Origin of the sequence: Rhizobium hidalgonense (assembly GCF_005862185.2) — a bacterium.
Lineage (GTDB): Bacteria > Pseudomonadota > Alphaproteobacteria > Rhizobiales > Rhizobiaceae > Rhizobium > Rhizobium hidalgonense.
Genome location: NZ_CP054027.1, coordinates 1169574 through 1193078, shown reverse-complemented (window position 1 = coordinate 1193078; position 23505 = coordinate 1169574). Strand labels below are relative to the sequence as shown.

At 62.1% G+C, this 23505-nt stretch carries 22 protein-coding genes; 12 read left to right on the top strand and 10 right to left on the bottom strand.

Annotated elements, in window-relative coordinates:
- Positions 1 to 50: 50 nt before the first annotated feature.
- Entirely contained in the window at positions 51 to 1544 is a 1494-nt protein-coding gene (glpK, locus tag FFM81_RS05550) for a glycerol kinase GlpK (protein WP_003565649.1), read from the bottom strand.
- Positions 1545 to 1702: 158 nt separating this feature from the next.
- Between glpK and FFM81_RS05545 the strand changes: the two genes are divergently transcribed.
- The 4 genes from FFM81_RS05545 (at position 1703) to xdhC (ending at position 7458) form a co-directional block, all read left to right on the top strand.
- Positions 1703 to 2479: a 3-hydroxybutyrate dehydrogenase gene (locus tag FFM81_RS05545; protein WP_003565651.1), complete on the top strand. Its 777-nt coding sequence runs from the start codon at positions 1703 to 1705 to the stop codon at positions 2477 to 2479.
- A 28-nt stretch (positions 2480 to 2507) separates the two neighbouring features.
- The gene (gene xdhA, locus FFM81_RS05540) at positions 2508 to 3974 is read left to right on the top strand and encodes a xanthine dehydrogenase small subunit (protein WP_138384950.1); all 1467 of its coding nucleotides are present in this window, start codon (positions 2508 to 2510) and stop codon (positions 3972 to 3974) included.
- A 253-nt stretch (positions 3975 to 4227) separates the two neighbouring features.
- The gene (gene xdhB / locus FFM81_RS05535; protein WP_003565656.1) at positions 4228 to 6567 is read left to right on the top strand and encodes a xanthine dehydrogenase molybdopterin binding subunit; all 2340 of its coding nucleotides are present in this window, start codon (positions 4228 to 4230) and stop codon (positions 6565 to 6567) included.
- A gap of 75 nt (positions 6568 to 6642) precedes the next feature.
- The gene (gene xdhC, locus FFM81_RS05530; RefSeq protein WP_097537197.1) at positions 6643 to 7458 is read left to right on the top strand and encodes a xanthine dehydrogenase accessory protein XdhC; all 816 of its coding nucleotides are present in this window, start codon (positions 6643 to 6645) and stop codon (positions 7456 to 7458) included.
- Here the strand turns inward: xdhC and FFM81_RS05525 are convergent.
- Positions 7434 to 7637, bottom strand: a complete 204-nt coding sequence (locus tag FFM81_RS05525; RefSeq protein WP_003565660.1) for a hypothetical protein — start codon at positions 7635 to 7637, stop codon at positions 7434 to 7436. The genes xdhC and FFM81_RS05525 overlap by 25 nt on opposite strands.
- A gap of 101 nt (positions 7638 to 7738) precedes the next feature.
- Here FFM81_RS05525 and FFM81_RS05520 point away from each other — a divergent pair, with 101 nt between their 5' ends.
- Positions 7739 to 8635 (top strand): LysR substrate-binding domain-containing protein, encoded by an 897-nt coding sequence (locus FFM81_RS05520; RefSeq protein WP_003565662.1) that lies wholly within the window; start codon positions 7739 to 7741, stop codon positions 8633 to 8635.
- A gap of 25 nt (positions 8636 to 8660) precedes the next feature.
- Here FFM81_RS05520 and FFM81_RS05515 read toward each other — a convergent pair whose 3' ends face one another.
- Both FFM81_RS05515 and FFM81_RS05510 read right to left on the bottom strand, forming a co-directional pair.
- Positions 8661 to 8993 carry a hypothetical protein gene (locus FFM81_RS05515; protein ID WP_003565666.1) on the bottom strand — a complete coding sequence of 111 codons (333 nt, stop codon included), beginning with the start codon at positions 8991 to 8993 and terminating at the stop codon, positions 8661 to 8663.
- Between the two features lie 163 nt (positions 8994 to 9156).
- A complete protein-coding gene (locus FFM81_RS05510) occupies positions 9157 to 9843 on the bottom strand; it encodes a Type 1 glutamine amidotransferase-like domain-containing protein (protein ID WP_025416787.1) in 687 nt (228 codons plus the stop codon).
- 117 nt (positions 9844 to 9960) lie between these two features.
- Here FFM81_RS05510 and FFM81_RS05505 point away from each other — a divergent pair, with 117 nt between their 5' ends.
- The 3 genes from FFM81_RS05505 to FFM81_RS05495 all read left to right on the top strand — a co-directional run bounded on the left by FFM81_RS05505 (position 9961) and on the right by FFM81_RS05495 (position 13767).
- Entirely contained in the window at positions 9961 to 11199 is a 1239-nt protein-coding gene (locus FFM81_RS05505; protein ID WP_003565670.1) for a urate hydroxylase PuuD, read from the top strand.
- On the top strand, positions 11196 to 12503 hold the full coding sequence (guaD, locus tag FFM81_RS05500; RefSeq protein WP_003565672.1) for a guanine deaminase: 1308 nt from the start codon (positions 11196 to 11198) through the stop codon (positions 12501 to 12503). Before FFM81_RS05505 ends, guaD begins: the two co-directional genes overlap by 4 nt.
- Positions 12504 to 12624: 121 nt before the next feature.
- A complete protein-coding gene (locus FFM81_RS05495) occupies positions 12625 to 13767 on the top strand; it encodes an alpha-hydroxy acid oxidase (protein ID WP_003565674.1) in 1143 nt (380 codons plus the stop codon).
- 69 nt (positions 13768 to 13836) lie between these two features.
- Here the strand turns inward: FFM81_RS05495 and FFM81_RS05490 are convergent, their stop codons facing one another.
- Genes FFM81_RS05490 through FFM81_RS05480 form a run of 3 tightly spaced genes read right to left on the bottom strand, consistent with a single transcriptional unit; the run spans position 13837 to position 17396 of the window.
- Positions 13837 to 14277: a hypothetical protein gene (locus FFM81_RS05490; protein ID WP_003565676.1), complete on the bottom strand. Its 441-nt coding sequence runs from the start codon at positions 14275 to 14277 to the stop codon at positions 13837 to 13839.
- Positions 14274 to 15602 (bottom strand): phosphatase PAP2/dual specificity phosphatase family protein, encoded by a 1329-nt coding sequence (locus FFM81_RS05485; RefSeq protein ID WP_003565678.1) that lies wholly within the window; start codon positions 15600 to 15602, stop codon positions 14274 to 14276. Before FFM81_RS05485 ends, FFM81_RS05490 begins: the two co-directional genes overlap by 4 nt.
- Before the next feature lie 9 nt (positions 15603 to 15611).
- Entirely contained in the window at positions 15612 to 17396 is a 1785-nt protein-coding gene (locus tag FFM81_RS05480) for a bifunctional alpha/beta hydrolase/class I SAM-dependent methyltransferase (protein WP_138384949.1), read from the bottom strand.
- A gap of 202 nt (positions 17397 to 17598) precedes the next feature.
- Between FFM81_RS05480 and FFM81_RS05475 the strand changes: the two genes are divergently transcribed.
- From FFM81_RS05475 to FFM81_RS05460, 4 genes are all read left to right on the top strand, one after another.
- Positions 17599 to 18210 (top strand): CDP-alcohol phosphatidyltransferase family protein, encoded by a 612-nt coding sequence (locus FFM81_RS05475; RefSeq protein WP_003565682.1) that lies wholly within the window; start codon positions 17599 to 17601, stop codon positions 18208 to 18210.
- A 111-nt stretch (positions 18211 to 18321) separates the two neighbouring features.
- A complete protein-coding gene (locus FFM81_RS05470) occupies positions 18322 to 19479 on the top strand; it encodes a PspA/IM30 family protein (RefSeq protein WP_138384948.1) in 1158 nt (385 codons plus the stop codon).
- Positions 19480 to 19484: 5 nt separating this feature from the next.
- Entirely contained in the window at positions 19485 to 20132 is a 648-nt protein-coding gene (locus tag FFM81_RS05465) for an OB-fold-containig protein (protein WP_138384947.1), read from the top strand.
- The gene (locus tag FFM81_RS05460; protein WP_003565688.1) at positions 20129 to 21883 is read left to right on the top strand and encodes a flotillin family protein; all 1755 of its coding nucleotides are present in this window, start codon (positions 20129 to 20131) and stop codon (positions 21881 to 21883) included. The genes FFM81_RS05465 and FFM81_RS05460 overlap by 4 nt, the downstream gene beginning before the upstream one ends.
- A 22-nt stretch (positions 21884 to 21905) precedes the next feature.
- Here FFM81_RS05460 and FFM81_RS05455 read toward each other — a convergent pair whose 3' ends face one another.
- The 3 genes from FFM81_RS05455 to FFM81_RS05445 are packed head-to-tail and all read right to left on the bottom strand — an operon-like array spanning position 21906 to position 23502.
- Complete coding sequence (locus FFM81_RS05455; RefSeq protein WP_003565690.1) at positions 21906 to 22646, bottom strand: metallophosphoesterase family protein; 741 nt, start codon at positions 22644 to 22646, stop codon at positions 21906 to 21908.
- Positions 22647 to 22648: 2 nt separating this feature from the next.
- Complete coding sequence (gene uraH, locus FFM81_RS05450) at positions 22649 to 23005, bottom strand: hydroxyisourate hydrolase (RefSeq protein ID WP_003565692.1); 357 nt, start codon at positions 23003 to 23005, stop codon at positions 22649 to 22651.
- Positions 23002 to 23502: an ureidoglycolate lyase gene (locus tag FFM81_RS05445; protein WP_003565694.1), complete on the bottom strand. Its 501-nt coding sequence runs from the start codon at positions 23500 to 23502 to the stop codon at positions 23002 to 23004. Before FFM81_RS05445 ends, uraH begins: the two co-directional genes overlap by 4 nt.
- Positions 23503 to 23505 lie beyond the last annotated feature (3 nt).

Sequence of the window (23505 nt, the reverse complement as noted above, 5' to 3'; positions counted from 1 at the left end):
AGGCAGGCGGCAGCAAAACCGCCTCCCCGAAGCTTAACCTCAGATATCCCTCAAAGTTCGCTGAGTGTCCGCTTCACCGCATTCTTCCAGCCGCGAAGCTTAGCAGCTCGGGTCTTCTCGTCCATCGAGGGCTCGAAGCGCCGATCACGCTTCCAGGTCGCCGAGAACTTCTCCCTGTCCGGCCACACCCCAGCCCTGCTGCCGGCAAGCCAGGCCGCTCCAAGCGCCGTCGTCTCAAGGATCACGGGACGGTCGACCGGCGCCTCCAACAAGTCGGCGAGCCGCTGCATCGTCCAGTCGGAGGCAACCATGCCGCCATCGACGCGCAGCACGGTGTCGTCGGTGCCGTTCTTCCAGTCCTTCTGCATGGCATCGAGCAGGTCGCGGGTCTGGTAGCAGACGGCTTCCAGCGCCGCCCTGGAAAGTTCCGCCGGGCCGCTGTTGCGTGTCAGCCCGAAGATCGCGCCGCGCGCCTTGGCATCCCAGTGCGGTGCGCCGAGGCCGGTGAAGGCGGGCACGAGATAGACCTCCTGCGTCGGATCGGCCCTCTCGGCAAGCGCACTGGTCTCGGCGGCGCTGCCGATGACGCCGAGCCCGTCCCGCAGCCATTGTACCGCCGCGCCGGCGATGAAGATCGAACCCTCCAGCGCATAGGTCGTCTCGCCGTTCAGGCGATAGGCGATGGTGGTCAGCAGCCGGTTTTTCGACCGCACCATATCAACGCCGGTATTCAGCAGCGCGAAACAGCCGGTGCCGTAGGTCGATTTCAGCATGCCCGGTGCAAAACACGCCTGGCCGATGGTCGCCGCCTGCTGGTCGCCGGCAACACCGAGGATCGGGATCGCGGCGCCGAAAATCTCTGGATCGACCGTGCCGAAATCGGCGGCGCAATCCTTGACCTCCGGCAGCATGGCGGCAGGCACCCTCAGAATATCGAGCAGGTCATCGTCCCAGGCATTGTCGGAGATATTGTACATCAGCGTGCGCGAGGCGTTGGTGGCGTCGGTGACGAAACTCTTGCCGCCTGTCAGCCGCCAGATGAGGAAAGTGTCGATCGTGCCGAAGCAGAGATCCCCCCTGGCGGCGCGTGCCCTGGCACCCTTCACGTTGGCGAGCATCCAGGAAAGCTTCGTGCCGGAAAAATAGGGATCGAGTAGCAGGCCGGTCTTCTTGGTGAACAGCCGTTCGAGATCCTGCCGTTTCAGATTATCGCAATAGCTTGCGGTGCGCCGGTCCTGCCAAACAATGGCATTCTGGATCGGCCGGCCGGTCTCGCGCTCCCAGACGACGACCGTCTCGCGCTGGTTGGTGATGCCGAGTGCTGCAACATCCCTGGCCGTGATTCCGGCATCGCGCAGCGCCATCTGGACCGTCGAGACGACCGAATCCCAGATTTCCTCGGGATCATGCTCGACCCAGCCGGAGCGCGGATAGATCTGGGTGAATTCCTTCTGGCCCTTACCGGCGACATGCATGTCGCCATCGAAAACGATTGCCCGTGTCGACGTCGTCCCCTGATCGATCGCCAGAACATATCCGCTCATAAAATCCCTCCTCAAGCATACCGATTATCGTGACAAATCAATAGGACACGGATGCAGGCGAGAAAAGCGAATAAAGCGGAATTGCCAGCCTGGCGCCTTTGGGCATAACCTCGCCAACAACGTTGCAACGCAGCATCGCGATCTCAGGAGAGAACAGCATGAGCAGAACAGTCGTCGTCACCGGTTCCACCAGCGGCATCGGCCTTGCGATTGCCACGGCCTTTGCCGAAACCGGCGACAACGTCGTCATCAACGGCTTCGGGAATGCCGATGAAATCAAGGCGATCGTCGAGCGGCTTGAATCAGTGTCGAAAGGCCGGACGATCTATCATCCGGCCGACATGACCAAACCCGCAGAGATCGCCGACCTGATCGAAACGGCAGCAAAGAGCTTCGGCACCGTCGATGTCCTGGTCAACAATGCCGGTATCCAGCATGTCGAGAAGATCGAGGATTTCCCGATCGAGAAATGGGACAAGATCATCGCGATCAATCTTTCCAGTTCCTTTCATACCATGCGCGCTACAATCCCGCTGATGAAGGCTAGGAAAAACGGCCGCATCATCAACATCGCCTCAGCCCACGGCCTCGTCGCCTCCCCGTTCAAATCCGCCTATGTCGCGGCAAAACATGGTATATTAGGACTGACGAAGACGGCAGCGCTGGAACTTGCCGAATTCGGCGTGACCGTGAACGCCATCTGCCCCGGCTATGTGCTGACTCCGCTCGTCGAAAAGCAGATACCCGACACCGCCAGGGCCCGCGGCATGACCGAGGAGCAGGTGAAGAGCGAGGTCATCCTCAAGGCGCAGCCGACCCGTGAATTCGTCAAGGCCGAGGAGATTGGCGCGCTGTCGCTTTATCTTGCCAGCGATGCCGCCCGCCAGGTGACCGGAACGCACATCTCGATTGACGGTGGCTGGACGGCGGCCTAACCATTTGGAAAAAACAACCGGGAATATCATGAAAGACAGCATCCGTTTCATCCTGAATGGCGAGGACATCGCGCTCACCGATGTCGGGCCGACCGAGACGCTTCTCGATTTTCTGCGGTTGAAGCGACGGCTCACGGGCACGAAAGAAGGATGTGCAGAAGGCGATTGCGGCGCTTGCACTGTGCTCGTCGGCCGACTTGCCGATGGCAAGCTTTCCTATGAATCCGTCAATGCCTGCATCCGTTTCATCGGTTCGCTGCACGCCACCCATGTGGTGACGGTCGAGCACTTGGCCGGCCGGAACGGAGCGCTGCACCCGGTGCAACAGGCGCTGGTCGATTGTCATGGTTCGCAATGCGGCTTCTGCACCCCGGGCTTCGTCATGTCGCTCTATGGCCTGTGGTTGACGATGGAAAAGCCCGGCCGCCGCGAAATCGAAAAGGCGCTGCAAGGCAATCTCTGTCGCTGCACCGGATACGAGCCCATCGTCAAAGCCGCCGAGCAGGTCAGCCTGACGCGGCCGAGCGCGCTCTTCGACCCGCTGGAGCGGACACGTTCGGAAATCGTCGCCCGGCTTTGGGCGATGCAGGCGAGCGGCACCATCAGGATCGGAAAGGACGAGGACCGGCTGATCGTGCCGGCTTCGGTCCAGGCTCTGACGGAAATCCTCTCGCAGGAGCCCGACGCGACCGTCGTCGCTGGCGCGACCGATGTCGGCCTCTGGGTGACGAAGCAGATGCGGCGGCTGAGCCCCGTCGTCTTCATCAATCACCTGAGCGAATTGCAGTCAATCACCGAAAGCGAGGACGGCATCACCATCGGCGCCGGCGTCAGCTATACCGGCGCCTTTGCGGCGATCTCGAAAAAGATCCCGGCGCTTGGCCGGCTGATCGACCGCATCGGCGGCGAACAGGTGCGCAACATGGGCACCATCGGCGGCAATATCACCAATGGCTCGCCGATCGGCGATAGCCCGCCGCCGCTGATCGCGCTCGGCGCGACGCTGACGCTGCGCTCCCTGGCAGGCCAGCGCAAAATGCCGATCGAGGATTTCTTCATCGCCTACGGCAAGCAAGATCGGAAGCCCGGCGAATTCGTCGAAAGTGTCTTCGTGCCCTATCCCAAGGCAACAAGCCGCTTTGCCGCCTACAAGATCACCAAGCGCCGCGACGAGGATATCACCGCCGTGCTCGGCGCCTTCCTGCTGACGCTCGACGACGCCGAGACGATCACCGACATCCGCATCGCCTTCGGCGGCATGGCGGCAACGCCGAAACGCGCCCGCACGGTGGAAGCCGAACTTCTCGGCAAACCCTGGACGGAAGCCACCGTCGAAGCCGCCCGTCCCGCCTTCGACACCGATTTCCAACCGCTCACCGACTGGCGCGCCACGGCGGAATATCGCCAGCTGACGGCAATGAATTTGCTGACGCGGTTCTACCTGGAAACGGTCGGCGCGCCGGCGGAGCTGAAGCGGTTCGAGGAGGTGGCGTGATGGATACACTAATCAGCACGCCCGGAATGCAGGCTTTGATGGCAACAGTCGCGGTCTCCTCCCCTCCCTCATTCCTGTGCTTGTCACAGGAATCCAGTGCGCCCAAGTCCTTGGGCGCGGGAAACTTTTTCTTAAGGTCAGTTGAGTCATTCCCCGCGCCGACGCGCGGTGGCTGGATTCCTGTGACAAGCACAGGAATGAGGGAGTGCGGAGTAGCCGCATACCATCACTCCTTCGGCGGAGGCCTGATCTGATGGACAAATCCACCTTCGAAGACCGCAAGGTCGTCATATCAGGCCCGATGCACGGTTCGCTGCGCCATGACTCGGCGCATAAACACGTCACCGGAACTGCCGATTATATCGACGATATTCCCGAACCCGCCGGCCTGCTACACGGCGCGCTCGGCCTTTCCGACCGGGCCCATGCCGAAATCGCCGGCATCGATCTTTCCGCGGTCGCCGCCTATCCCGGCGTCGTCTGGGTCTTCACCGGCAAGGACGTGCCCGGCATCAACGACACCAGTTCCAACGGCAGCCATGACGAGCCACTGCTCGCCGAAACTTTGGTTCAGTTCCACGGCCAGCCCATCTTTGCCGTCATCGCTGAAACGCGTGACGCGGCGCGCCGCGCCGCACGGCTCGCCAAGATCGACTATCGAGACCTGCCGCATTGGAGCGATATCGACGGCGCACTCGCCAATGGCGGCCCTCTCGTCATCGCTCCGATGACGCTCCATCGCGGCGAGCCGGAAACGGAAATGCCGAATGCCGCCATGCGGCTCAAAGGTCAGATACGCATCGGCGGCCAGGAGCATTTCTACCTCGAAGGCCATATCGCCGTGGCAATCCCCGGCGAGGACGACGAGGTCATCGTCTGGTCCTCGACGCAGCATCCGAGCGAAATCCAGCACATCGTCGGCCACGTGCTCGATATCCCGTCCAACGCCGTCACCGTCAACGTGCGCCGCATGGGCGGCGGCTTCGGCGGCAAGGAGACGCAAGGCAATCAGTTCGCAGCCCTTGCCGCAATCGCCGCCAAGAAGCTCGGCCGCGCCATCAAGTTCCGTCCGGATCGCGACGAGGATATGAGCGCCACCGGCAAGCGCCACGATTTCCTCGTCGATTACGAGGTCGGTTTCGATGCCGAAGGCCGCATCCACGCGGTCGACGCCACTTATGCGGCGCGCTGTGGCTTCTCGTCGGATCTCTCCGGACCGGTCACCGACCGTGCCCTCTTCCATGCCGATTCCAGCTATTTCTACCCGCATGTGCAGTTGCAGTCGAAACCGCTGAAAACCCACACCGTCTCCAACACCGCCTTCCGCGGCTTCGGCGGGCCGCAGGGCATGCTCGGCGCCGAACGCGTCATCGAGGAAATCGCCTATGCCCTCGGCAAAGACCCGCTCGATATTCGCAAGCTGAATTTCTACGGCCAGCCGGGTTCCGGGCGCACGCTAACGCCCTACCACCAGGAGGTAGAGGACAACATCATCGCCCGCGTCGTCGAGGAGCTCGAGGAGACCGCCGAATACCGGGCGCGACGCAATGCCATCATCGGCTTCAACCGCGACAGCCGCTACATCAGAAAGGGCATCGCGCTCACGCCGGTCAAATTCGGCATCTCCTTCACCATGACCGCCTTCAACCAGGCCGGCGCCCTCGTCCATATCTATCAGGACGGTTCCATCCACCTGAACCATGGCGGCACCGAAATGGGCCAGGGCCTCTATACCAAGGTGGCGCAGGTGCTGGCCGACAGCTTCCAGGTCGATATCTCTCGGGTGAAGATCACCGCGACAACGACGGCCAAGGTGCCGAACACCTCGGCCACCGCCGCCTCATCCGGTTCCGATCTCAACGGCATGGCCGCTTATGACGCTGCTCGGCAGATCAAGGAACGGCTCACGGCCTTTGCCGCCGAGAAATGGGATGTGGCGCCCTCCGAGGTCGTGTTCCTGCCGAACCGCGTGCGCGTCGGCGAAATCGAGATCCCCTTCCCGGATTTCATCAAGCAGGCCTATTTCGCCCGGGTCCAGCTCTCGGCCGCCGGCTTCTACAAGACGCCGAAGATCCACTGGGATCGCAAGGCCGGCCGCGGCACGCCCTTCTATTATTTCGCCTATGGCGCTGCCTGCACCGAGGTTTCGATCGACACGCTGACCGGCGAATATCTGGTCGACCGCACCGACATTCTCCACGATGTCGGTCGCTCGCTGAACCCGGCAATCGACCTCGGCCAGGTCGAAGGCGCCTTCGTCCAGGGCATGGGCTGGCTGACGACTGAAGAGCTCTGGTGGGACGACAAGGGCCGGCTGCGCACTCACGCGCCCTCGACCTACAAGATCCCGCTCGCCTCCGACCGCCCGAAGATCTTCAACGTGCGCCTCGCCGAATGGTCGGAGAACACCGAGGCCACCATCGGCCGCTCGAAGGCCGTCGGCGAACCCCCCTTCATGCTGGCGATCTCGGTGCTGGAAGCGCTGTCGATGGCGGTGGCCAGCGTCGCCGACTATAAGGTCTGCCCGAGGCTCGATGCGCCGGCGACGCCGGAACGGGTGCTGATGGCGGTGGAGCGGATGAAGCGGGTGTAGGATGCGTCCGGCTGATTTGTTGTTTGAAAGGACAGAGGGGGGTGCCACAGCCGCACACCCATCGGCCGTCCTCCCATGACCGAGCTCCCCACCTTTCTCGCCACCCACCCCGACAGCATCCTCGTCGACATTACCGGCACACAAGGGTCCACCCCGCGTGAGGCCGGAACCTTCATGCTTGTCTCGCAAACCACGCTATGGGGCACGATCGGCGGCGGGCAGTTCGAGTTCATGGCCATCCGCAATGCCCGGGAGATGCTTGCGGGAACCGGCGGCGCGACAACCATGGATATCCCGCTCGGCCCCGAGATCGGCCAGTGCTGCGGCGGGCGGACGCAGATTAGGTTCCGGCGGCTGACGCAGCCATTGAAAAACGAACTCGAAGCAAAGCTTGCTGGCGAGATCGAGCGTTTGCCCGAAGTGCTTCTCTTCGGCGCCGGCCATGTCGGCCGGGCCCTGGCGGCGGCCCTCGCGCCGCTCCCGCTGTCGGTGACAGTCGTTGAAACGAGGCAGGAGGAACTGACCAATCTGCCGGTGCAGACGACGACCAGGCTCGTGCCGATGCCGGAAGCACTGGTGAAGGATATTCCGGCCGGCGGCGCGGTCGTTATCCTCACCCACGACCATGCGCTGGATTTTCTTATCGCCCGCGAGGCGCTTGAAAGAACCGATCTTGCCTATACCGGCATGATCGGCTCGGCGACCAAGCGCGCCACCTTCACAAACTGGCTTTCCCGTGAAGGCGGCGGCGAAGGTAGCTGGCTGGAGCGCCTGACGTTGCCGATCGGCGGCGCAGCCGTCAGGGACAAACGCCCTGAAGTGATCGCCGCCATGACCGCCGCCGAGATCCTGACGGCGCTTGCTGCCTACCGCATGCGCTCGTCCTCGTAATACGGATCGCGCCCATCGAGAAAACCGAGGTCGCGCTTGACACGGTCCGGCATGACGGAAAGATCGAGCCGAGGCAGACGGCAGACACGGCCGGCGCTGCCGACCAGCCAGCTGGCAACCCGCCGGAAAGCACTGGTGCTCTGCTGCGGCCGGTTCTCTTCGATCGTAGAGCAATCCATGACATCACCTCGATAGATTGATGGTATGAGTTGCAGTTTGCTGCCAAAAATGCTGCAATTCCAATCGAACGACCGTCTGCCTGCATCAAGAGAACTTATCCATGAAACTCTCGAAACAGTTTCCGCTGAATGCGCTGCGCGTCTTCGAGGCCGCCGCCCGGCTCGGCAGTTTCACCAAGGCGGGTGACGAGCTGGGCATGACGCAGACGGCCGTCAGTTACCAGATCAAACTGCTGGAGGAGAATGTCGGCGAGCCGCTCTTCCTGCGCCGCCCCCGCCAGATCGAGTTGACGGACACCGGCGAGCGGCTGGCGCCGAAGGTAACCGAGGCCTTCGCCATGTTGCACGACGCGATGGCGACGGCGCGCGATAGCGTCGAGGGCACGCTCGCCATCAGCTCGACCCACACCTTCGCCTCGAAATGGCTGGCGCCGCGGCTCGGCTCCTTCCATTTGAAGCATCCGGCGATCGCGGTGCGCTTTCAGGCGACCTCCGACATCATCGACTTCTCCCGCGAGCAGATCGATGTCGGCATCCGTTGGGGTGACGGCAACTGGCCGGGGCTGACCCTGCACCGGCTGATGGGGTTGGAGTTCACTCCAATGCTCAGCCCGAAGCTGGCGGAGTCGGCCGGCGGCATCAAGGAGCCGCGCGACCTCTTGAAGTTCGATCTCTTCGATGCCGGCGACATCTGGTGGAAACAATGGTTCGAGGCAGCCGGCGTCACCGAGACGGATCTCGATCGCCGCCCGCGTAATCAGCTGGGCTCGCAGGCGGTGGAAGCCGATGCGGCGATGTCAGGACATGGCGTCGCCATCCTCAACCCGGCCTTCTATGCGGCCGAGATCGCGCTCGGCCGTCTCTACCAGCCCTTCGAGCTGACCCGCAGCGACGGCAAGGCTTACTGGCTTGCCTATCCCGAAAATCGCCGCAACGTGCCGAAGATCAAGGCCTTCCGCAACTGGATCCTCGAAGAGATGAAGGCGGCCGAAAACTGAAGCACTTGATGCATGTGGATGGCCCTCAATACCCCATCTCAGGCGCATAGAAACAGCGCGGCGTATCCTCGTTCGGGAACAGACAAAGATGATAGTCGTTGTCGCCGGATTGCATCGCTTTCGTCATCGGCAGCAGGAAGACATGAGCATGCGTGACCAGCCGGTGATCGCCCGGCAGCAGGGTTACGCGATATCCGCCCGGCGTCACCGCCACGCTTTTCGAAGGGATCATCTGGCAGTCGCCGTTATGACTGTCGCCATTGCAACAATAGGGGTCATAACTCCATCCCGAGGGTGCGTCGTGGGCCGTCGCCAGCGACGCATATGCAATCATCACACACGTCAGAATGCTGCGCATGGGCATCTTCTCCGTTGATGAATGCGCCGCCGATGATCTAACTGTTCTTATTTATTCCGGCGGCCTTAAACATAACTGTCATCGAGTCTTGATCGTTTCAAGATCCGCTACATTAGCAGATCGAGTATAAGGCGGGGATAATGCACAGCATTCTCGGCAGCTTTTAGGCACGGGACAGTAGATCGGCGATCCGGACGCGATCGGCAGCTTCGGCAAACCCGGCCGAAATCGTCAACGGAGTGCCGAAGATTTCGACGAGCCCGTTGCCGAGAATGAGACCCTCGCCGTCCCGGCAGGCGAGAATCGGATTTGCCGTCGTCTCGCTGTAGCGCAGCAGCGCAGGGAGATAACCGGGATCGTCGTTCAGATGCGGAAAGAACTCGAAGGGCACCAGATCGAGAGCCACGCCATCCCGCACCGCATCGGGCGAACCGCCGGAAAACAGCGCATCTGCAGCGATCGTCGGCGTCATCAAAATCGCCCCGGCGCTGGTTCCCACGAGGATGCCGTCATCCAATGCCCATCTGCGAAGTTTCTCCAGCATGCCGCTTTGACGCAGCCGCCGCAGGAAATCGCCGGTGTGGCCGCCGGTCAGATGAATGGCGTCACAGGAAAACAGCCGGCTGATCTCCGCGTCGCCGGAAAGCGCGTCGAGATCGACGAAGAGATCGAGGGAAAGCCCGTATCGGGCGTAATACTGCCGTTTCTCGTCGAAAAACTCCCGCTGCGGCTCCGGGCCGGAGGCGATATAGCCGATGCGGTTACCACGCGAGCGGGTGAGCGCGGCAAGCCGCCGGTCCATCGGCGCGTTTTCGGCGATGAGCTGATCGCTGTAGAGCGCGGTGATCATTCCATTGCTCCTTTGATCGCACCAAACGTTGCCCCGTGAGTGCAGTCCTCAATCTCCTCTTCCCTCTCCGCCAAAATTTTCGCAATGTCACGAGTCGGAGGAAGATAGGGGAACTCGATGTACGAATATGCCATAGCATGGGAATGGCTGGCCTTCGCGGCGCGCTGGTTCCATGTCGTCACCGCGATCGCCTGGATCGGATCGTCCTTCTATTTCATCGCGCTCGATCTCGGATTGGTCAAACGCCCTCATCTGCCGCCCGGCGCCTATGGCGAGGAATGGCAGGTCCACGGCGGCGGCTTCTATCATATCCAGAAATATCTCGTGGCGCCCGCGCAAATGCCCGAGCACCTGACCTGGTTCAAATATGAGAGCTATTTCACCTGGATTTCCGGGTTTCTGATGCTCTGCATCGTCTATTACGGCGGCGCTGATCTCTTCCTGATCGATCGGCATGTGCTCGATATCAGTCCGCCGGTCGCCATCGCGATCTCGTTGGCATCTTTGGCGTTTGGCTGGCTCGTCTACGACCTGCTGTGTAAATCCCCGCTCGGCCGCAACACCTGGGGCCTGATGGCGTTGCTCTATGTCGTGCTCGTCTTCATGGCCTGGGGCTACACGCAGCTTTTCACCGGCCGTGCCGCCTTCGTGCATCTCGGCGCCTTCACCGCGACGATCATGTCGGCCAACGTCTTCATGATCATCATTCCGAACCAGAAGATCGTCGTTGCCGATCTGATCGCCGGCCGCACGCCCGATCCTAAATACGGGCAGATCGCCAAGCAGCGTTCGCTGCACAACAACTACCTGACGCTGCCCGTCATCTTCTTCATGCTGTCGAACCATTACCCTCTGGCCTTCGGCACAGCATTCAACTGGGTGATCGCGGCGCTCGTCTTCCTGATGGGCGTCACCATCCGCCACTGGTTCAACACCACCCATGCCAGAAAAGGCCGGCCGACCTGGACCTGGATCGTCACCCTCATCCTCTTCATCCTGATCATGTGGCTTTCGACCGTGCCGAAACAGCTGACCAGTGAAACTGATGCGGCGGCAGTCGCCCCCGCCTTCCAGCAATTCGCCGGCGATCCGCATTTTCCAGCCGTCAAGCAGCTGGTCTCGACGCGCTGTTCCATGTGCCATGCCGCCGAGCCCGCTTATGAAGGTATCGTGCGGCCGCCGAAGGGCGTCGTCCTCGAAAACGACGCGGAAATCGCCGCCCATGCCCGAGAAATCTATATACAGGCAGGCCGCAGCCATGCCATGCCGCCCGGCAACGTGACCGATATTACGCCGGACGAACGCAGGCTGCTCGTCGCCTGGTTCGAAAGCGCAGTCGAAGGCAAGAAACAATGACGACGACCCTTCTCCGCGGCCGGCTCCTCTCTTTCCATCGCGCGCCGCTGAGTCTCGCCGACAGCCAGAGTTATCTCTACGAGGAAGACGGTGGCCTGCTGATCGAGGACGGGCTGATCGCAGCCATCGGTCGCTATTCCGACGTCAAGGCGAAAGCCGCCGAAGGCACGGCCGAGATCGACCACCGCCCGCATCTGATCATGCCCGGCTTCATCGACATGCATCTGCATTTTCCGCAGATGCAGGTGATCGCCTCCTATGCCGCCAACCTGCTCGAATGGCTGAACACCTATACATTTCCCGAGGAATGCCGTTTCGTCGAAAGCGCGCATGCTGAAAGGATCGCCACGCATTTCTACGACGAGCTGATCCGCCACGGCACGACGACAGCGGTCGCCTATTGCTCCGTGCATAAGACCTCGGCCGACGCCTTCTTCGCCGAGGCGATGAAACGCAACATGCGCATGCTCGGCGGCAAGGTAATGATGGACCGCAACGCCCCGCAGGGTCTGCTCGACACGCCGGAGATGGGTTACGACGAGACCCGCCAGGTGATAGCAGATTGGCACGGCAAGGGTCGTAACCACGTCGCCATCACCCCGCGTTTCGCCATCACCTCGACGCCGGCGCAGATGGAAGCGACAGCAGCGCTCGCCCGCGAATTTCCCGACCTGCACATCCAGACGCATCTTTCGGAAAATCACGACGAGATCAAATTCACTTGCGAACTGTATCCGGACGCGATCGACTATACCGACATCTATGCCCGCTACGGCCTGCTCGGGCCGAAAAGCCTCTTCGGCCACGCCATCCACCTGTCCGAGCGTGAAGCCGATGCCATGAGCGAGACGGGTTCCGTCGCCGTCCATTGCCCCACCTCCAACCTCTTCCTCGGCTCCGGCCTTTTCCCATTGAAGGCGCTGGCGCGCCGCGAAAAGCCGCTCCGCATCGGTGTCGCCACCGATATCGGCGGCGGCTCCAGCTATTCGATGCTGAAGACCATGGACGAGGCCTACAAGATCCAGCAGCTGCTCGGCGAGCGGCTGAACCCGCTGGAAAGCTATTACCTGATGACCCGCGGCAACGCCGAGGCACTGTCGCTTTCGGACCGGATCGGCACGCTGGAACCCGGCACCGAAGCCGACCTCGTCGTCCTCGATGCTGCGGCCACCCCGGCCATGGCGCTGAAGATGGAGGTGGTCAAGACGCTGCCAGAGGAACTCTTCCTGCTGCAAACGATGGGCGACGATCGAGCGGTCGCTGAGACCTATGTGGCCGGTATTGCTTTGAAAGCAAGGCTTTGACGATCTCGGCCGCTGCCAGAGCGGAACGCGAAAGCCGTCCGACGCGGCTAGTTTCCCATAACGCTCCTTTTGCAGTTCATGTTATGGCCGGTAGCCGCATTCAGATGTGAAAGTTCAATTCATGGCCACTCCGCTCACGATCGCCGATCTGAAGAAGCGCGCGCAACGCCGTGTGCCGAAGATGTTTTTCGACTATGCGGATTCGGGCGCCTGGACGGAGTCGACCTACGCGGCGAACGAGAGTGATTTCAGCGGGATCAAACTGCGCCAGCGGGTGATGGTCGACATGACCGACCGCACGCTGGAAACGACGATGATCGGCCAGACTGTGTCGATGCCGGTGGCTCTCGCCCCGACCGGCCTGACCGGCATGCAGCATGCCGATGGCGAAATGCTGGCGGCGCGCGCGGCGGAAGAATTCGGCGTTCCCTTCACGCTTTCGACGATGAGCATCTGCTCGATCGAGGACGTCGCTTCGGTGACGACGCGCCCCTTCTGGTTCCAGCTCTATGTGATGCGGGATAAGGATTTTGTCCTCGGGCTGATCAACCGCGCCAAGGCGGCCGGATGTTCGGCACTGGTGCTGACGGCCGATCTGCAGATCCTCGGCCAGCGCCACAAGGACCTGCGCAACGGCCTGTCGGCGCCGCCGAGATTCACCCCGAAACATCTCTGGCAGATGGCGACTCGGCCCTTCTGGTGCCTGGAGATGCTTCAGACGAAGCGCCGCACCTTCGGCAATATCGTCGGCCACGCCAAAAACGTCTCCAGTATCACCTCACTGGCCGTATGGACGCACGAGCAGTTCGACCCCCGGCTCTCCTGGGCCGATGTCGCCTGGATCAAGGAACAATGGGGCGGTCCCCTGATTATCAAGGGCATCCTCGATCCGGAGGATGCGAGGGCCGCCGCCGACACCGGCGCAGATGCGATCGTCGTCTCCAATCACGGCGGTCGCCAGCTCGACGGCGCACCCTCCTCGATCAGCATGCTGCCCGCCATCGTCGACGCCGTCGGCGACCGCATCGAAGTCCACCTCGACGGCGGCATCCGCTCTGGCCAGGATGTGCTGAAGGCCGTGGCGCTCGGCGCCAAGGGCACTTATATCGGCCGTCCCTTCCTCTATGGGCTCGGCGCCATGGGCAAGGAAGGCGTCACGCTGGCGCTCTCCATCATCCGCAACGAGATGGACATCACCATGGCGCTCTGCGGCAAGCGCGACATCAACGACGTGAACGCGTCGATCATATCAGGACGAGGCTGAGAGAAATCGGCGCGGGCTGAACAGCAGACGGCGTCGGCCGAACCTGCGATATACGCAGCAGCATGCAATTCAGCACAGCGGCTGGCCGTCACCCGCATTGAACAGCAGGATCGCGAAAATCACGAGACAGGCGGCGAGTGCAAAACGCTGCCGCCAGACGATACGGCGCGATCCGGCAATCCGCCTCTCCAGGCCAGCCGGCGACTTCTCTGGCTTGCGAAGCTGCATCCGGGACAGCAGGTTGTCGACGGCGGCAAGACCGGCGGCCTCGGTCTCGTGGCTCGACGCGACGCGAAACAACAGCGCATCGAAGAGAAGATGGACCGCCAGCGCAAGGACAATCAGGCAGAAAACGAGCATCAAGAGCCAGCCGAGCGACGGAGCGAAACCGCGATATCCCGCGGTGATCGGGCCGGCAATCAGTGGCAACAGCGCTGTCAGCCCGCAGAAGATCGAATTGCGGCCGAGATTTCGCGCAACCGCCGAGGCGGTGCTACTCCACTCCGTCATTGCATGCCCTCCGTCACGGCGTGGATGCTTTCCGCCGGCAGATGAACCCGCCGTCCGGCCCGTTCGATCAGCCGCACGGCTTCGGCTGGATCTTCGCAACGCCGGCTGATGAGCAGCCACCGCACGATGACGCCAGCGCTCCGCTGGAAGCCTAGCGCACAGCAGACGAGAACCGGTCCCTGCTGGCGCGCAGCCTCGATGAGGTTCGCCGCGGCGAGCGTCTGGGTCTTGTCGATGGCCGTAAGGTCAAGGGTCGGGAAGCTGCACCAGCGCGTTGATGTTCCACTTGGGCGCTGAAGTTCGCCGGTCATGTCGATGACCGTGGCAAAACGGTCGACCTCATCGCGGCGCGGAAAACGGCCGAGATGGACGCCGTCGGCGATCGCCACCGATGCCGGCATTCTCCAAGTCCAGAGCCAGATGTTGATGTGGGCGCCGAGCCGATAGGGTGCCAGCAGCCAGCGGCTGGCAAGCGTGGCCCGGCCATCGGCGCGTTTCTGGAATATCTGCGGGCCGGCGCCGAAATATCCGAGCGCAACGATCGCCAGCGCAACAGCCGGCCAGAGCAGCAGCAGCGCTGCGGCCGACAGCGGAGTGCAGAGCGCTGCAAGGCCGAGAAATGCGACGGCGCTGCAAAGGTAATAGATACCGAGACGGCGCGACTTCGGATCGCCCCTCGCTGCAAAATTCGCAAGAGGCGAACCGGCATCGCGCGGAAAAAGCCAGGCGGCAAACAGGCCGAGCAGCATGCCGGTCGGTATGTCGATGACGTGATGCTGCCACGTCGTCAGCACGGAGGCGCCGATGAGGAAGCACCAGGCGTGCCAGAGCAGCCGTGCCCCGCGCGGCAACCGGCCGCGCAGATGGTCCCAAATCACCACCAGCAGCGCGATATGCAGCGACGGCGCCTGGTTGAACGGCTTGTCGAAGCCGCCGAGCACGGCGAACATGAAACCGGGCAGGCCACTCGTTGCCGGCCGCACGAAGATTGCTTCGAGCGGAAACGCGATAAAGCAGGTGACGGCTATTATCTGGATCGTCAGATAGCGTCTCGCCAGCACATCGACATCGCGTGTCGTCGTGTTGATGAACAGGCAGAGCGCGTAGAACAGATTGATCGACCAATAGGGAATGATCGTCCATCCGAAGAACGGAATGGCGCTTTCCCATGCGAAGGCGACGTTCGGCACATGAGCGTGTTGCGATGCCAGCCAATTGGCGCCGCCATAGCTCAGATAGAAGAACGGCCCCAGGAAGACGAGCCAGAGCGCCGCCCGCTTCGGGACGGGCCCTGGTTGCAAAAAGGTAGAACGTGCCTTCTCCACCCTTTGCCCTCAGATTCTCTCGGCCAGGGAGACAGTGAAAATGCCCCACTGGTCGATGCGCTGTTCGATCTTACGGAAACCGGCTGCCGCGACCAGTTGATCCATTTCCTCTTGCGTGCGCCGCCGCATCACCCATGCCTCGCCGCCGCGATGAGAAGTCAGAGCGCGGGCGATCATCTCCAATTGCGGATGCCATGGCTGGTTGGTGTAGACAAGCAGACCGCCGGGCCGCATCGCGCGGGCGATCCCGTCGAGCGAAGCGGTGATCATCGCATTGTCGGAAAACAACTCGTAAAGGCCGGAGACGATCGCCAGATCCGGAGCCGGCGTGATTGCAGCCAGCCCCTCGCCGTCAAAGGCATCCTGCTGGCGGAAACTGACGAAATCACCCAGTCCACGCGCGGCAATGCTGTTGCGACCGGCATCGACGTTGATCGGGGAATAGTCCTGCAGGCGCGCACTATCGGGACGCACGGCTGCCATCTCGATCGCATCAAGAACATAACGGCCGTGCCCGGCCGCTATGTCGAGCATGTGGGTACTGCGGCCCGCTGCCTTCAGGCGCTGCAGCGCACGGTCGATCAGTTCCTGCAAGTGCAGCTTGCGCTGCCTGATGCCGCGCCAACCGATCGCCTCGAGGAACACCTTGTCGATCATCCGCCCGCCAGGACCGAGCCCGCGCGGCTTGTTTTCGTAGACGTAATCGAGCGTCGAGCCGGAATCAAAACCGGTCTTGACCCCGGTCCTTATGCCTTCGGAGACCAGCGCGCCGAGCCTGATATTGAGACGGCTGAGCGCCCAGTAGATGCCGCGTGGGGATGCGGCGTCCAGAGGGCTCGCAAGCAGGTCAGCCTCGTCCTTGGTATAGCCCTGGATATGGGCGGTACTGAGGTCAGCAGGCGTCCGGGGCTCGGCGAAACGCGCATCGATGAAGCGGCGGATCTCGGCGAGCGCAATCGCGCGATCCCTTTCGCCAAGCGTATCATGGTAGAAGCCGGCAAGCACATGCCGTTCCTTGATGCGGCTGCCGAGGTTTTCGTAAAATCGGTGCTGCGGCGCATGTCGCACCACCCAATCGCTGCCGGAGATCAGCAACTGGGTCGGAACGGTGATGGCGCGGGCGTCGCCGACGACGCGGGCCGCCGCCTCATAGAGCTGCAACAAAATGTTGGAGGCAATCGGCCGGGTGATCAATGGGTCGGATTCGAACGAGGCGATGCGCTCGGGGTCATGAGTCAAGAACCTCGCCTTGACATAGGAATTGACGAAGAACGTCCCCTTGAGTTTGTCCCAGAGCGCAATGCCTTCCCTCGCAAAAGGCACGTAGAGCTTGACGCTGAAGGCCGGTGAAGCCAGCACGAGCGCACGGATCGGCGGTGCATAATCGTGCACCCAGGTGGTGGCCAGCACCGCGCCGACGCTCTGCGCAATGACGGCGATGTCTTCGACAGCAGTACCGCTGGTCTCGCTGACATGGCGGACGAAGCAATCGAGATCATGCGCCGAGGCTGCAAAGGACGGCGAATAGCCGCGCTCTCCCGGTGAACGACCGTGACCGCGTGCGTCCCAGGCGTAAAAGGCAAAATCATCGAGGCCGAGCTCGGTGGCGAGATGGGCGACGCGGCCGCTATGCTCGTGGCCGCGATGGAGAAGAATGATTGCGCCCTTCGGTGAAGCACCGGTCGCAGGCCACATCCGATAAAACAGTCGAGTGCCATCATGCGATGCGAATTCGGATTCATGCATTGGCCTGGCCGTCGAGGACGGTTGCACACTATCGGCAGTCTGCAGCACGGTCGTCTCCAATTCTAATCGGTGGATAGGTTGCATCCGTTGGCGGCAACAGTGAGTTGCTTTCATTGCAAAAGTCTAGTTGCAAATGATAAGTCCTTTGCATGAACCGATATGAACTGCGGCCTTTCCCACAGTTACGACGATCTGCACTGCCGGAGCCGGAATAGACTGTTCAAATGCCGCGAAATTCCACTGAGGTCGCATGTCTGTTTATCAATTGAAGTCCCGGTTTCAGAATATTCTTCGCCCTCTGGTGCGCTCGCTCGCGGCACGAGGCGTCACCGCCAATCAGGTGACTTCAGTTGCCGCCGCCGTCTCGGTTGCACTTGGCCTTTTCCTGAGCATCGCCCCACTTCCGCATTGGTTCCTGCTGGTGCCTGTGTGGTTTCTCCTGCGCATGGGCCTCAATGCCATCGACGGCATGCTCGCGCGCGAACATGGGCAGAAGAGCATTTTGGGCGCGTATCTGAACGAGATCGGTGATGTCGTCTCGGATGTCGCCCTGTATGTGCCGTTTGCGCTCATCGAGCCGAACGGTGTAATGCCGGCGATAGCAGTCATATTCCTTTCGGCGCTGACGGAATTTGCCGGCGTTTTGGGTCAAACGGTCGGCGCAAGCCGGCGTTACGACGGGCCGCTGGGCAAGAGTGACCGTGCGGTGCTTTTTGGCGCGCTCGGCATCTTTATCGCAGTTGGTGGTACGTTTGCAGCATGGACTTCGTGGCTTTGGGCAATGGTGGCTCTGCTTCTCGTATGGACCATGATCAACCGTATCAGAGCCGGTATTCGCGAGGCGCACGCGGCCGCGCGTTAGGGAGCCAAGCCGACTGCTGCCGGTTCCATCGCCGCAACTTGCTCTCTCCTTTTAACTGCATGTTAAACTTAGGTTGTATTTCTAGCGCGCCATCTTGAAAGCACTAAAGCGGTGCTTTATGTTTACCCTATGGCGAACACAGGCAAAACACCGCATCCCTCGCTGCTGCGCTACACGCTGGCGCCGGATGATCATGCCCGTCAGGCGCTGGACGATACTGTCGTCGCCTATCGCAGGATGATCGACATCCTGGCTGAACTGATCGACGACAGGGCCGGTGCCAATCTGGTCGTGCTGCATGACATTGCCTATGAAACCGTCCGCGTAGAGACCGGCCTGCCGGCACGGCTGGTGACGCTCGGCCTTCGCGATTTCGCTGCCAATCGCGGCGCGGCCGCCGATCCGCCGCTTCTGCCGCTCGATGACAAACTCTTCGCCATCAAGGGCCCCTCGGACCTCACCATCGCCACGGTGCACGGACGCGTTGCCGTGCCCTTCGATGTCGCGGGTTATAGCAAGGGGTGGGAGAGTATTTTTCCCGCCTACCTTGTGGCCGGCCAGGATCATTACGAGATTCACATCGGCGTCACGCCGAATTCCGCTCGGATGGAGGAAAACATGACGAATGAAGGCATTCTTTCCCGCATGGGTCGCCTGATCGCGGGCATCGCCAATGCAGCGGTCGACAAGGCTGAAGGCGTTAACAAGATCGCCGTCATCGAACAGGCGATCCGCGAGATCGATGCGGCGGCGGAGGAAGCCCGCACCGATCTCGGCAAGGCGCGCGCCGAGGAATATCGCATCCAGAGCCGCAGGGACGAGATCGTCGCAGACATGAACGCGCTCGACGCGAAGATCCGCCTCGCCGTCTCTTCGGGACGCGATGACCTGGCAAAGGCTGGCGTCGCCCGCCAGATCGATCTCGAATCCCAGATCGCCGCACTCGACAAGGCTCTGGCCGATGCCAGGCAACAGCTGGACGAAGGTCAGAAAGCCCTGCAGGCCGTGCTCGCCACGCGCCGCGAGGCCGACGCCCGTCTTGCCGACTTCAAGCGCAGCGTCGCCAGGCATCCCGAAGACGCCGCACCCGGTCACAGCCGGCCCGCGCCAGGTGTCGATGCTGCCCGCGCTGCGGCGGCCGTCTCGCGGCTGACTGGCGTTCCCTCGGGTGAGCATGCTAATAGTTCCGAATTGGACGAACTCGACCGGTTGCACCGCGAACAGGCGATCGAAGCGCGCCTCGCACGCTTCAAGGCGGATAACCGGTAACGCCGATGGCACTTCTCTTCGCCCCCGAATGTGCCCCCTTCGCCATCGCCGCCGCTGTGCTCGCAGGTCTGACCGCGATCGAGATGCTCGCGACCGTCATGGGTTTTTCGATCATGGAATTTCTGGGAAAACCGGATTTCCATGGCCATGACGGGTTTTCGGGCTATCTATCCTGGCTCAATGTCGGCGGCGTTCCCCTGCTCATCCTCATCATGCTGGCGCTCGGCTTCTTCGCCATGACGGGCTTTGCCATACAGGCCGTCGCCAACGCCTTCTGGGCGCCGCTTCCTGCCACCGTCGCCGCCATTCCCGCCATCTTGGTCGCCGTCCCCATGGTCAGGGCGTCGAGCCGGACGGTGGCGCGGATCGTTCCACACGACGAGACCTATGCCGTCGATCTCGAAGCACTGATCGGCCGGACCGCCGAAGTCTCGCTCGGCCCGCTCGATCAGGGGCTGCCCGGGCGCGTGCGCGTCAAGGACCAGCACGGAAACTGGCACGTGCTGAGAGCCAAGGCCGCCAGAGATCAGGAGCCTCTCAAGGTCGGCGCCGAGGTTCTCCTCGTCGACCGCACGGCAGATGTATTTATCGCCATTCCCGCGCTGGCGGACCCCGCCGCAGCGGACAATCAATCTTTCAGGGAGAAGCCATGATGTATGATATTATTCTGCCGGCCGGAATTGGCATCGTTCTGATCTTCGGCATCGGCTTTGTCCTCGCCTCTCTCTATACGCGCTCCAGCCGCGATGAGGCCTATGTGCGCACCGGTCTCGGCGGCCAGAAGGTCGTGCTCGACGGCGGTTCCGTCGTCCTGCCGATCTTCCATTCAACCGCCCGGGTCAACCTGAAGACCCTGCGGCTCGAGGTTCGCCGCGGCGAAGGCGATGCATTGATCACCAAGGACCGCATGCGCGTCGATATCGGCGCCGAATTCTATGTGCGCGTGAAACCCGATGCTTCCTCGATTGCGCTGGCAGCTCAGACACTCGGCAATCGCACCAACGACGCCGAGGCTCTCCGCATCCTGATCGAGGCGAAATTCGTCGACGGCCTCCGCTCGGTGGCCGCAACGATGAACCTCGACGCGCTGCAGGAACAGCGCATGGACTTCGTCAAGGCCGTGCAGGAAGCTGTCGGCGCCGATCTCCAATCGAACGGCCTCGAGCTCGAATCCGTGTCGCTGACCCGCCTCGACCAGACCGATATCAAGCATTTCAACGCCAACAACTTCTTCGATGCGCAAGGTCTGGCCGCCCTGACCCGCATCACCGAGGGCCGCAAGAAGGAACGCAACGAGATCGTTCGCGACACCGAAGTCGCCATCGCCCAGAAAGATCTGGAAGCCCGGCAGCAATCGCTGACCATTGAGCGGACCAAGCGGGAAGCCGAGCTCAGCCAGGAACGCGACATCGCCAACAAATCCGCAGCGACCCGCGCCGAAACCGCCCAGCAGGAACAGGCGGCAAAACGCGCCGAGGAGGAGGCCCGCATCGCCTCCGAACAGGCGATCGCCGAACGCGAGGCATCTGCCAAGCAGGCCCGCGAAAGCGCAAACATCGACGCGGCCCGCGCCGTCCAGCAACGCGAAACCGAAGCCAAGCGCGACCTTCAGATCGTCGCGCAGGAAAGCGCGATCGCCGTCGCCAATAAAAGCCGCGAGGAATCCGAGGCGAAGGCCACCGCCGAAGCCGCCCGGGCGCTAGCGATCGCGGCAGAGGAAAAGGTCGGCACCGCCAAGGCGATCGAAATTGCCGAGCGCGAAAAACAGATTGCCGTGATCGACGCGCGCAAGAAGGCCGAAACCGAAGCGACCGCCGTCACCGTCGGCGCCGAGGCCGAGAAACAGGCAGCGATCGACCAGGCCGAAGCCATCAAGACGCTGGCGAACGCCGAAGCGGATGCGGCGATCATCAAGGCCAAGGGCGTTCTCGAAACCGGTCGGGCTCAGGCTGAAAGCGAGGCTTTGCTCAACGAAGCCCGCAACAAGCTGAGCCAGACCATCATCGAGTTCGAGATCACCCGCGAGCGTATCCGCATCATTCCCGAGGCGCTTGCCGAGGCGGTCAAGCCGATCGAGAAGATCTCCGACATCAGGATCTTCGATACTGGCGGCATGCTCGGCCGCGGAAACGGCGCGAACGGAGAAGGCGGCATCGGCATGGGCGAAGGACTGGCCGGCCAGTTGCTTGCATACCAAGCCAACAAGCCGATCCTCGACAAACTGCTGCGGGAAGCGGGCTTCGACGGCGATAACGCGATCTCAGCGCTCCTTGGAAATCTCGATAGCGCAAAACCGGCAAAGCCGGTCGCGGCTCCCGCAAAGCCTGCGATACCAGCCACGGCTTCGGCAAAGCCGGCAGCCCCGGCACAGACGATCATCCCGCCGGCACCGAAGAAGGAGTGATCGCAGCGCGGACAAGCCCGGGCTATTTCACCCAGCCTGCCGCCAACGCGCTCGCCCAGTCGGCACGGCCCCTTTCGGCGGCCAGTGCCGACATCGCCAGATGGTCATAGGCGACGTTCCTGAACTGCCATGTCCATCCCCCAGCTATCTTTTCCAGAATGGCATAGCTGGCCAGCGGATGGCCGGCTTCGACCTTGTGGTAATAAGGCAGGACGTCGTCATAGGCCGGGCAGCCGACACTGCCGGGATTGACGATCAGCCGGCCGTCGGAGAGGCGGACGGCGCGGGGCACATGGCTATGGCCGCAGAGGATCAGCGGCAGGTCGATGCCTTTGGCCAGCGCCTCGATCGCTTCGATCGGCTTAAGGGAGACGATGCCCTCCGGCGAGACGGCTTCCAGCCAATAGAGATTGTCGTCCTTCGGCGTCGCGTGGCAGAGATAGGCCTCGCCGCGATAGACGGCATCGAACGGCAGGCTGCGGATCCAATCGAGATGGGATGGCGTCAACTGACCGTAGGCGACCGCATCCGAGGCATGCATGGCGGCCGGATCCTGCTCGATCAGATAGCGGTCGTGATTGCCGCGGACCGAGGTCAGACCAAGCGGCATCAGCATATCGGCCGTCCGGGCGGCCTCCAGCGGGCCGCTGAAGAAATCGCCGAGATTGACGATCTCCTCGAGGCCCTGCGCCTGAATATCCGCAAGCACCGCTTCAAGCGCCAGATGGTTGCCGTGAATGTCGGCGATCGCGGCAAAACGCATCGTTAACTGCCTCGATAGGTGGAGTAGCCGTAGGGCGAAAGCAGCAGCGGCACATGGTAATGCGCCGCGACATCGGCAATGCCGAAGCGGATCGGCACGAGATCGAGGAAGGCCGGATGCGGCAGTGGCGTGCCGGTGCGGCGCAGATAATCGCCGGCGTGGAAGACAAGTTCGTAGGTTCCGACGTGGAAATTTTCCCCGACGAGAATAGGGCCGCCGTCGACCCGGCCGTCGGCATTGGTCTCGACCGTATTCAGATGTCTGCGGACCTCGCCGTCGAGCTGAAAAAGATCGATCCTGAGCCGTTCGGCCGGCTTGCCAAGGGCGGTATCAAGAACATGCGTGGTCAGTCCGGTCATAGGGCTGGCTCTCTGATGATGAAGGGGGTTTCGAAGAAGAATTCCTCCAGATTATTATCAGGCCCGTCACGGTCGACGACCAGGAAATCGGAGACCTGCCCGAGCGCCATCAGCGGATGATGCCAGATGTTACGGCGGTAGTTCACCCCCTGGTCCCCACGCGCCAGAAACACCTGCGGCCTGCCCGGGCGTCCGCTCTCGTCCTCGGAGACGACGACGAGAAATGGATGGCCGGAAACCGGCGAGAAACTCTGGCTGCCGAAAGGATGGCGCTCCATCATGTCGACGTCATAGGGGAAATAACGCGGCTGGCCGCGAAACAGGCTGATGATGACGCGGGCGCCCTCGCCCGCCGCCTCCGCTGCGGCCAGCGCGTGAAACCGTTCGGTCGTGCCGCCATTGATGAGCCGCATCGAGGCCGGATCGGCTTCGATCACCTCGCCGAAGGGAGCGAAGGCGGAGCTGGTGAGCGGGCGTATGTCGAGAAATTTGGGCATGGC

Coding starts and splice junctions, on each gene's coding strand:
- FFM81_RS05495 (WP_003565674.1), top strand. CDS start 12,625: ATGGCCACTCCGCTCACGATCGCCGATCTGAAGAAGCGCGCGCAACGC.
- FFM81_RS05445 (WP_003565694.1), bottom strand. CDS start 23,502: ATGCCCAAATTTCTCGACATACGCCCGCTCACCAGCTCCGCCTTCGCT.
- FFM81_RS05525 (WP_003565660.1), bottom strand. CDS start 7,637: ATGGATTGCTCTACGATCGAAGAGAACCGGCCGCAGCAGAGCACCAGT.
- uraH (WP_003565692.1), bottom strand. CDS start 23,005: ATGACCGGACTGACCACGCATGTTCTTGATACCGCCCTTGGCAAGCCG.
- glpK (WP_003565649.1), bottom strand. CDS start 1,544: ATGAGCGGATATGTTCTGGCGATCGATCAGGGGACGACGTCGACACGG.
- FFM81_RS05455 (WP_003565690.1), bottom strand. CDS start 22,646: ATGCGTTTTGCCGCGATCGCCGACATTCACGGCAACCATCTGGCGCTT.
- FFM81_RS05545 (WP_003565651.1), top strand. CDS start 1,703: ATGAGCAGAACAGTCGTCGTCACCGGTTCCACCAGCGGCATCGGCCTT.
- FFM81_RS05490 (WP_003565676.1), bottom strand. CDS start 14,277: ATGACGGAGTGGAGTAGCACCGCCTCGGCGGTTGCGCGAAATCTCGGC.
- xdhA (WP_138384950.1), top strand. CDS start 2,508: ATGAAAGACAGCATCCGTTTCATCCTGAATGGCGAGGACATCGCGCTC.
- FFM81_RS05460 (WP_003565688.1), top strand. CDS start 20,129: ATGATGTATGATATTATTCTGCCGGCCGGAATTGGCATCGTTCTGATC.
- guaD (WP_003565672.1), top strand. CDS start 11,196: ATGACGACGACCCTTCTCCGCGGCCGGCTCCTCTCTTTCCATCGCGCG.
- FFM81_RS05505 (WP_003565670.1), top strand. CDS start 9,961: ATGTACGAATATGCCATAGCATGGGAATGGCTGGCCTTCGCGGCGCGC.
- FFM81_RS05515 (WP_003565666.1), bottom strand. CDS start 8,993: ATGCGCAGCATTCTGACGTGTGTGATGATTGCATATGCGTCGCTGGCG.
- FFM81_RS05510 (WP_025416787.1), bottom strand. CDS start 9,843: ATGATCACCGCGCTCTACAGCGATCAGCTCATCGCCGAAAACGCGCCG.
- FFM81_RS05520 (WP_003565662.1), top strand. CDS start 7,739: ATGAAACTCTCGAAACAGTTTCCGCTGAATGCGCTGCGCGTCTTCGAG.
- FFM81_RS05465 (WP_138384947.1), top strand. CDS start 19,485: ATGGCACTTCTCTTCGCCCCCGAATGTGCCCCCTTCGCCATCGCCGCC.
- xdhB (WP_003565656.1), top strand. CDS start 4,228: ATGGACAAATCCACCTTCGAAGACCGCAAGGTCGTCATATCAGGCCCG.
- xdhC (WP_097537197.1), top strand. CDS start 6,643: ATGACCGAGCTCCCCACCTTTCTCGCCACCCACCCCGACAGCATCCTC.
- FFM81_RS05475 (WP_003565682.1), top strand. CDS start 17,599: ATGTCTGTTTATCAATTGAAGTCCCGGTTTCAGAATATTCTTCGCCCT.